The sequence below is a fragment of the Enterobacter chuandaensis genome, from assembly GCF_003594915.1.
Classification (GTDB): Bacteria; Pseudomonadota; Gammaproteobacteria; order Enterobacterales; family Enterobacteriaceae; genus Enterobacter; species Enterobacter chuandaensis.
The window spans coordinates 21,178-29,065 of record NZ_QZCS01000023.1 but is presented as its reverse complement, the minus strand read 5'-3'; the positions used below and the strand labels follow the sequence as shown (position 1 = coordinate 29,065).

Below are 7,888 nucleotides of genomic sequence, written 5' to 3'. Positions count from 1 at the left end.
TTCGTCTTGCGACGTTAAGAATCCATGTCACTTTGAGTGCCCACACAGATTGTCTGATAAATTGTTAAAGAGCAGTTACAACGCGGCTTTCAGCTCACCGTTGCGAGGTGGCGTATATTACGCTTTCCTCTTTCAGAGTCAACCCGTTATTTCAGGATTTTTTCTCTTCAACCTAACCGGCTGTTTGTGAAGTGATTCACATCCGCCGTGTCGATGGAGGCGCATTATAGGGAGTTCTCAGCAGGCCGCAACCGCTAAATGACAGAAAAATGACTGACTGCTGCATTCCACAGCAAAACCCCGCCTTATACCTTTTTTACACACAGACTTATCCACAACGATACGAAAAAGTGAAAATGTGCGAGCGTTGCGCAAACGTTTTCGTTAAAATGCTCGCGCTTAATAAGGATGCCCCGTCAGGTGTGTTAGATGAGTTTTTCGCAGGAAAATTCATCTAACGCTCTCTGTAATCGTGAAATCCAGGGGATTTACCATGCAACAACGTCGTCCAGTCCGCCGCGCTCTGCTCAGTGTTTCTGATAAAGCCGGTATCGTCGAATTCGCTCAGGCACTTTCCGCACGCGGTGTGGAGCTGCTTTCTACAGGCGGTACCGCTCGCCTGTTAGCAGATAAAGGTCTGCCGGTAACCGAAGTGTCCGATTACACCGGTTTCCCGGAAATGATGGATGGACGCGTCAAAACCCTGCACCCGAAAGTGCACGGCGGCATTCTTGGCCGTCGCGGGCAGGACGACGGTATTATGGAACAGCATGATATCGCCCCAATCGATATGGTTGTCGTTAACCTCTACCCCTTCGCCCAGACCGTCGCCCGCGAAGGCTGCTCTCTGGAAGATGCCGTAGAGAATATCGATATCGGCGGCCCGACCATGGTGCGCTCCGCGGCCAAGAACCATAAAGATGTGGCTATCGTGGTAAAGAGCGGCGACTACAACGGCATTATTAATGAGATGGATGCTAACGAAGGGTCGCTCACACTGGAAACGCGTTTCGACCTCGCCATCAAAGCCTTCGAACACACCGCAGCCTACGACAGCATGATCGCCAACTACTTCGGTAGCCTGGTGCCTGCCTACCACGGTGAAAGCAAAGATCCTTCTGGCCGCTTCCCGCGCACCCTGAACCTGAACTTCATTAAGAAGCAGGATATGCGTTACGGCGAGAACAGCCATCAGCAGGCTGCCTTCTATATAGAAGAAGAGATAAAAGAAGCGTCTGTTGCGACTGCCCAGCAGGTTCAGGGCAAAGCCCTTTCCTATAACAACATTGCTGACACTGACGCCGCGCTCGAGTGTGTGAAAGAGTTCAGCGAGCCAGCCTGCGTTATCGTCAAGCACGCCAACCCATGCGGCGTCGCGGTAAGCACCTCTATTCTGGATGCCTACGATCGCGCCTACAAAACCGACCCGACCTCCGCGTTCGGCGGCATTATCGCCTTCAACCGCGAGCTGGATGCTGAAACCGCGCAGGCCATCATCTCCCGCCAGTTTGTCGAAGTGATCATCGCGCCATCCGCATCCGAAGAAGCGCTGAAAATCACCGCGGCGAAACAGAACGTGCGCGTGCTGGTTTGCGGTCAGTGGGCTGAACGCGTGCCGGGCCTGGACTTCAAGCGCGTGAACGGCGGGCTGCTGGTTCAGGACCGCGATCTGGGTATGGTGGGCGAAGCCGATCTGCGTGTCGTCACCAAACGTCAGCCAACCGAGCAGGAACTGCGTGACGCGCTGTTCTGCTGGAAAGTGGCGAAGTTCGTGAAATCCAACGCCATCGTCTACGCCAAAGAGAACATGACCATCGGAATAGGCGCAGGCCAGATGAGCCGCGTTTACTCTGCGAAAATCGCGGGTATTAAAGCAGGTGACGAAGGTCTGGAAGTCAAAGGTTCCGCCATGGCCTCTGACGCCTTCTTCCCGTTCCGTGACGGCATCGACGCGGCTGCTGCGGTGGGTATCACCTGTGTGATCCAGCCTGGCGGCTCTATCCGCGACGACGAAGTGATTGCCGCAGCCGACGAACACGGCATTGCGATGATCTTCACCGACATGCGTCACTTCCGTCATTAATCCCCGGAGCAGAAAATGAAAGTATTAGTGATTGGAAACGGCGGGCGCGAGCACGCTCTGGCGTGGAAAGCGGCGCAGTCACCGCAGGTGAAAACGGTCTTCGTGGCGCCGGGTAACGCCGGTACCGCGCTGGAACCCGCGCTACAGAACGTGGCTATCGGCGTGACCGACATCCCGGCCCTGCTGAGTTTTGCTCAGAGCGAGAACATCGACCTGACCATCGTCGGCCCGGAAGCGCCGCTGGTCATTGGCGTGGTTGACGCCTTCCGCGCCGCGGGCCTGAAAATCTTCGGTCCAACGGAAGGTGCCGCACAGCTGGAGGGCTCCAAAGCCTTCACCAAAGATTTCCTCGCGCGTCATAACATCCCGACGGCGGAATACCAGAACTTCACCGAAGTGGAGCCTGCTTTGGCTTACCTACGTGAAAAAGGCGCGCCGATTGTTATCAAGGCCGACGGCCTGGCCGCCGGTAAAGGCGTTATCGTGGCGATGACGCTCGAAGAAGCGGAAGCCGCGGTTCAGGATATGCTGGCGGGTAACGCCTTTGGTGACGCGGGCCACCGCATCGTGATCGAAGAGTTCCTCGACGGCGAAGAGGCGAGCTTTATCGTGATGGTCGACGGCGAGCACGTTCTGCCGATGGCCACCAGCCAGGACCACAAGCGCGTGGGCAACGGCGATACCGGCCCGAATACCGGTGGGATGGGCGCTTATTCCCCTGCCCCGGTGGTGACAGATGAAGTGCACCAGCGCACCATGGACCGCATCATCTGGCCAACCGTGAAAGGGATGGCGGCGGAAGGCAACACCTACACCGGTTTCCTCTATGCGGGTCTGATGATCGACAAGCAGGGTAACCCGAAAGTCATCGAGTTCAACTGCCGCTTTGGCGATCCGGAAACGCAGCCGATCATGCTGCGCATGAAATCCGATCTGGTGGATCTGTGCCTGGCGGCCTGCGAGGGCAAGCTGGACGAGAAAATCTCCGAGTGGGATGAGCGCGCGTCTCTGGGCGTGGTGATTGCTGCGGGTGGCTATCCGGGCAACTACAGCACCGGGGATGAGATCCACGGCCTGCCGCTGGAAGAGATTGACGGCGCGAAGGTGTTCCATGCCGGTACGAAGCTGGCTGACGACGCTCGCGTCCTCACCAACGGCGGCCGCGTGCTGTGTGCAACCGCGCTGGGCCATACCGTGGCAGAAGCGCAGAAACGCGCCTATGCGCTGATGGCGGATATTCACTGGAACGGCAGCTTCAGCCGTCAGGATATTGGTTATCGTGCGATTGCGCGGGAGCAGGGAGAGTAACTCTCTCCTCACCCTCTCCCCTAAGGGGAGAGGGAACCGCTCGCAGCCCCTTTAGAAACTCTTCTCTGTCGGCTGCCAGGTGCAGAAGTCTTCGTTCGCCACCAGTAGCAGCTGAGAGCCTTCCGGCGCTTCAAGCCACGCCACACTCACTTCCATTGATGAATGACGCTGACGGCGTTGAATGTGTTCTGTTGCCCAGGATTCGAGCTCAGGCTTGACCGTCTGCCCTTCGCAGGTGGTCACCGTCCCATCGGCATGCCAGCGCCCCTGGCGCAGCACAACGCGTCCCAGACGCAGCGCGTCGCTTGTCTGACGGATTTGTTCGGCACGATAACGGTAGAGGGCGATTTGATCGCTGGAAAGCTGCTGTTTTTGACCGCTGACTTCGCGCTGCATAAAGCTCAGCTCACCGTGGTCGTCAAAACGCACTTTCACGTGTTCGGGGGTCTTGCTGTAGATGTTCAGTTCGATCAGCGACAGGTCATCTCCCTGCCAGCGATACTCCGCAGTCGACGTATTGCCGTTATGCCACGGGCTGAAGGCAGAAAGCAGATGCACTTCACCGCCAGAATCTTTTCGCCAGATCCTGACCGCACCCTGGTTGTCAGCGTAGCCGCTGGCGGTAAACGGCGGCAGGGAGGTGTCGTGGCTACAGGCGGATAACAGCAGCATGCCCGCCAGCGCGAGCGTTCCGCGCCAGAATGACAAAAGGGGCGTTGCCGCCCCTTCGTTAAAACTGTTCACTGCCACGCGTCTTACTTAACTGCGTCTTTCAGTGCTTTACCAGAAACAAATGCCGGCACGTTAGCTGCGGCGATTTTGATTTCTTTACCGGTCTGCGGGTTGCGGCCAGTACGCTCAGCGCGGTGGTTCACTTTGAAGGTACCGAAACCAACCAGTTGTACAGCATCGCCTTCTTTCAGAGACTCAGTAATAGCAGCCAGGGTAGATTCCAGAGCAGCTTTAGCCTGCACTTTAGACAGATCAGCCTTGTCCGCAATTACATCAATCAGTTGAGTCTTGTTCATAAGTTATCCTTTCAATGTGTTTATCGCTTGCTAAGCATCGAGTGCGACGAAAATGCCAAAAAAGCACTCTCCTGCATACACGCACCGATAGCCACTTTTTTTCGCCCCCCAAATGTAGACCAGACGGGGGGCAGAAGGGAAGAGTCGAGGTGCGACAAAACAGGCGTTAAATCACGTTTTGTTGTCTCATTGGTTAAAAATTATACCAATATTGCTCTCACCAGCCTCACGCAGGTCCGCGCGCAGCCCTTTGATCAGCTCTATATCGCGTTCTTCACATTCTGCCAGCAGGCGGAAAATCTCCCACTGAATATCCCATTCCTGTTCAACGGCCGGGTTAGCACGCAGCTCTTCGTCGGTCATTTCGCGGCCTGCCTGGGTCATTTCAAGCATCGCGACGGTCGTAATGGATGCCTTACTGACTTCAATGGCGTGCTCCAGCGTTTCCCCGCTCAGACGGGAGTGGATCAGCTCGCTCAGCGCCACGCAGGCATCAATGGCCGGGTAGACGCCGTACAGGTCGAAATCATCCGCTGCCGGGATCGCCTCTTCCAGCTTTTCGAGCTGAGAGTCGAAGTTTACCTTCGCGTCTTTCACCGTCAGCGTTTCCCAGATTAAATCCAGGATACGACGATAAATCTGGCCTTCGCCAAACTCCGTTTGCTTGCAGAACGCGGCATAGTTGGGGTACATGCGCTCGCACAGGCAAGCCATAAATGTCACGTGCTGCCAGCTTTCCAGCTTCTCAAGGCGCAGATGAATCGGGTTTTGTAACATGATGATGTCTCGAATCGGAAATTAGCCGCAGTTTACCTGAATCACGGCTGAATTTCCTGCCAACGAACAAAAGCCGGTCGCGAGGAGGCAACGGCATCAGCCCAGCGCGTCGGCTCCGGTAAACGGTAGCCCTTCATGCAACGCTGCACCCACGCCAGCGCGCTGTCCATGCTCACACGGTGCCCGGTCGCGATAAACAATGGATTACAGCGTGCCTTGCTGCGCCAGACCCACGCCAGCTGCTCGCCTTTATGGATAAGCGGCGCCAGTGCACCCGGCTCGGCAGAAAGAGGTTCAAACGCCCCACACAGGCGTTTCTTGGCGACACCAATGGTCGGCACGTCCACCAGCAGCCCAAAGTGGCTGGCAACGCCTAAGCGACGCGGATGGGAAATACCGTGCCCATCAACAAACAGCAGGTCAGGTTTTTGCGAAAGTTGCTCCCACGCGGCCAGCAGCGCCGGATATTCGCGGAAGGAGAGAAAACCGGGGATATACGGCATGGTGGTCGCGATACGCGCTACCTTGTACTCCACCAGCTCCAGCGAAGGGTATTTCAGCACCACCATCGCCGCTCGCGTCACTTCGCCGCCCTGCTCGAACCCAACGTCCGCTCCGCCAATGTACTGCGGGGGATCCTTATCCAGACGATCCTCGCGGATCACCGATGAAGCCAGTTCGATTTGCTGAGCGCGTAGCGACGCGAGATCCATAACCACTCCTTACTTGTGATACTGGGCAGAAAGCCGATGCACCGCCTCCACAAATACGCCAGAGTGTTCTGGCGGCACATCCTGATGAATGCCGTGGCCGAGGTTAAAGACGTGCCCTTCACCCTGGCCGAAACCAGACAGTATAGTCGACACTTCTTCTTCGATGCGGGCAGGCGGCGCATAGAGCATGGACGGATCCATGTTGCCCTGCAGCGCCACTTTGTCGCCCACGCGACGGCGCGCATCGGCAATATCGGTCGTCCAGTCGAGGCCCAGCGCGTCGCAGCCGGTTGCCGCCATCGCTTCCAGCCACTGACCGCCGCCTTTGGTAAACAGCGTCACCGGCACGCGGCGACCTTCGTTTTCACGCAGCAAGCCGTCAACGATTTTGTGCATGTAGTACAGGGAGAACTGCTGATAATCACGCCCGGTCAGCACGCCGCCCCAGGTATCGAAAATCATCACCGACTGCGCACCGGCTTTAATCTGCGCGTTCAGATAGAGGGTAACGCTCTTCGCCAGCTTGTCGAGCAGCGCATGCAGGGCCAGCGGCTCGGCGTACATCATCTTTTTAATCATGGTGAAGGCTTTGCTACTGCCCCCTTCAACCATATAGGTCGCCAGCGTCCACGGGCTGCCAGAGAAGCCAATCAGCGGCACTTCACCTTTCAGCTCACGGCGAATAGTGCGCACGGCGTTCATCACATAGCCCAGCTCGCCTTCCGGGTCGGGGATCGGCAGCTTATCCACGTCGGCTTTACTTTTGATTGGGGAGGTGAAGCGCGGACCTTCGCCAGTTTCGAAATAGAGCCCAAGGCCCATGGCATCCGGGATGGTCAGAATGTCCGAAAAGAGAATGGCGGCATCCAGCGGGTAGCGGCGCAGCGGCTGGAGCGTCACTTCACAGGCCAGCTCGGCGTTTTTGCACAGCGACATAAAATCACCGGCCTGCGCGCGCGTGGCTTTGTACTCTGGCAGATAGCGTCCCGCCTGGCGCATCATCCACACCGGGGTGACATCAACGGGCTGGCGCAGCAGCGCACGCAGATAACGATCGTTCTTCAGTTCGGTCATTTTTGCAGTTCCTTAAGCGTCATGGCCTCAGTGTAACACTACTCATACTCGGCCCGACACATCGCCACGGTATCTTCTATCAGCCGACGCGCCACCGTACCCGGTGGGGGTAAAAGAGGCAAATCGTCATAACGATACCAGTTCGCCTCCAGCAGCTCTTTCTGGTCGATAACGATCTCGCCGCTGTCGTATTCCGCCATAAACGCGGTCATCAACGACATCGGGAACGGCCACGGCTGCGACGTCACGTAGCGCAGGTTTTTCACCTTGATTCCGCTCTCTTCCATCACCTCGCGCGCCACCGCCTGCTCCAGCGTTTCGCCCACTTCAACGAAGCCAGCCAGCACCGTATGAATACCGTTACGATGACGGGTATGCTGCGCCAGCAGGATGGAATCGTCCCGGCGGATGGCGACAATGATGCACGGCGCGATCTGCGGATAGTAGCGTTCGCGGCAGTGGCCACAGAGCAGCGCCCACTCGGTTTTGCTCGGGTGCATGGTGTGTCCGCAGTAACCGCAGTATTTGTGCGAGCGGTAGAACTCCGCCAGCTGCACGCCCCGCCCCGCCAGCTGAAACAGCCCCGCGTCCAGATCCAGCACCTGGCGAACGGATCCCATATCCTGACGCCGGGATTGCCGGATCAACCACACCGGATCGCCCTGCCACTCGCCGATTCGCAGAGCGGGCTGACCGACAAGATCGAAGATTTCTGCCGCACCGTAGGGGATTTCTCCACCGGGTAGCCACAACTTTTGTTCGTGGCTGACGATCCACCAACCCAGATCTGATTTTTCAATAATACGATCCATATCTATTGCACTACCTTCGCTTCACTGACATGTTGTTAGCATTGTGGTTACATTTTGGGTAAGTAGATCCCATTCTAAACTTTGCGGAGTCGA

8 protein-coding genes are annotated in these 7,888 nt (G+C 57.0%); 2 read left to right on the top strand and 6 right to left on the bottom strand.

Going from position 1 to position 7,888, the window contains the following annotated elements:
• The first annotated feature begins 493 nt into the window (after positions 1-493).
• Positions 494-2,083, top strand: coding sequence for a bifunctional phosphoribosylaminoimidazolecarboxamide formyltransferase/IMP cyclohydrolase (gene purH, locus D5066_RS22325; protein ID WP_119917248.1), 1,590 nt, complete (start codon positions 494-496; stop codon positions 2,081-2,083).
• A gap of 15 nt (positions 2,084-2,098) precedes the next feature.
• A complete protein-coding gene (purD, locus tag D5066_RS22320) occupies positions 2,099-3,391 on the top strand; it encodes a phosphoribosylamine--glycine ligase (RefSeq protein WP_119917247.1) in 1,293 nt (430 codons plus the stop codon).
• A 51-nt stretch (positions 3,392-3,442) separates the two neighbouring features.
• Here purD and D5066_RS22315 read toward each other — a convergent pair whose 3' ends face one another.
• The 6 genes from D5066_RS22315 to nudC all read right to left on the bottom strand — a co-directional run bounded on the left by D5066_RS22315 (position 3,443) and on the right by nudC (position 7,795).
• A complete protein-coding gene (locus D5066_RS22315; protein ID WP_080330444.1) occupies positions 3,443-4,135 on the bottom strand; it encodes a DUF1481 domain-containing protein in 693 nt (230 codons plus the stop codon).
• 11 nt (positions 4,136-4,146) lie between these two features.
• Positions 4,147-4,419 (bottom strand): nucleoid-associated protein HU-alpha, encoded by a 273-nt coding sequence (gene hupA, locus D5066_RS22310; RefSeq protein ID WP_002445246.1) that lies wholly within the window; start codon positions 4,417-4,419, stop codon positions 4,147-4,149.
• A gap of 186 nt (positions 4,420-4,605) precedes the next feature.
• Positions 4,606-5,196, bottom strand: a complete 591-nt coding sequence (locus D5066_RS22305) for a YjaG family protein (protein ID WP_119917246.1) — start codon at positions 5,194-5,196, stop codon at positions 4,606-4,608.
• 41 nt (positions 5,197-5,237) lie between these two features.
• Positions 5,238-5,909, bottom strand: coding sequence for a deoxyribonuclease V (nfi, locus tag D5066_RS22300; protein ID WP_080330442.1), 672 nt, complete (start codon positions 5,907-5,909; stop codon positions 5,238-5,240).
• A gap of 9 nt (positions 5,910-5,918) precedes the next feature.
• Positions 5,919-6,983 carry a uroporphyrinogen decarboxylase gene (gene hemE / locus D5066_RS22295; RefSeq protein ID WP_119917245.1) on the bottom strand — a complete coding sequence of 355 codons (1,065 nt, stop codon included), beginning with the start codon at positions 6,981-6,983 and terminating at the stop codon, positions 5,919-5,921.
• Positions 6,984-7,021: 38 nt separating this feature from the next.
• Positions 7,022-7,795, bottom strand: coding sequence for an NAD(+) diphosphatase (gene nudC, locus D5066_RS22290; RefSeq protein ID WP_080330441.1), 774 nt, complete (start codon positions 7,793-7,795; stop codon positions 7,022-7,024).
• Positions 7,796-7,888 lie beyond the last annotated feature (93 nt).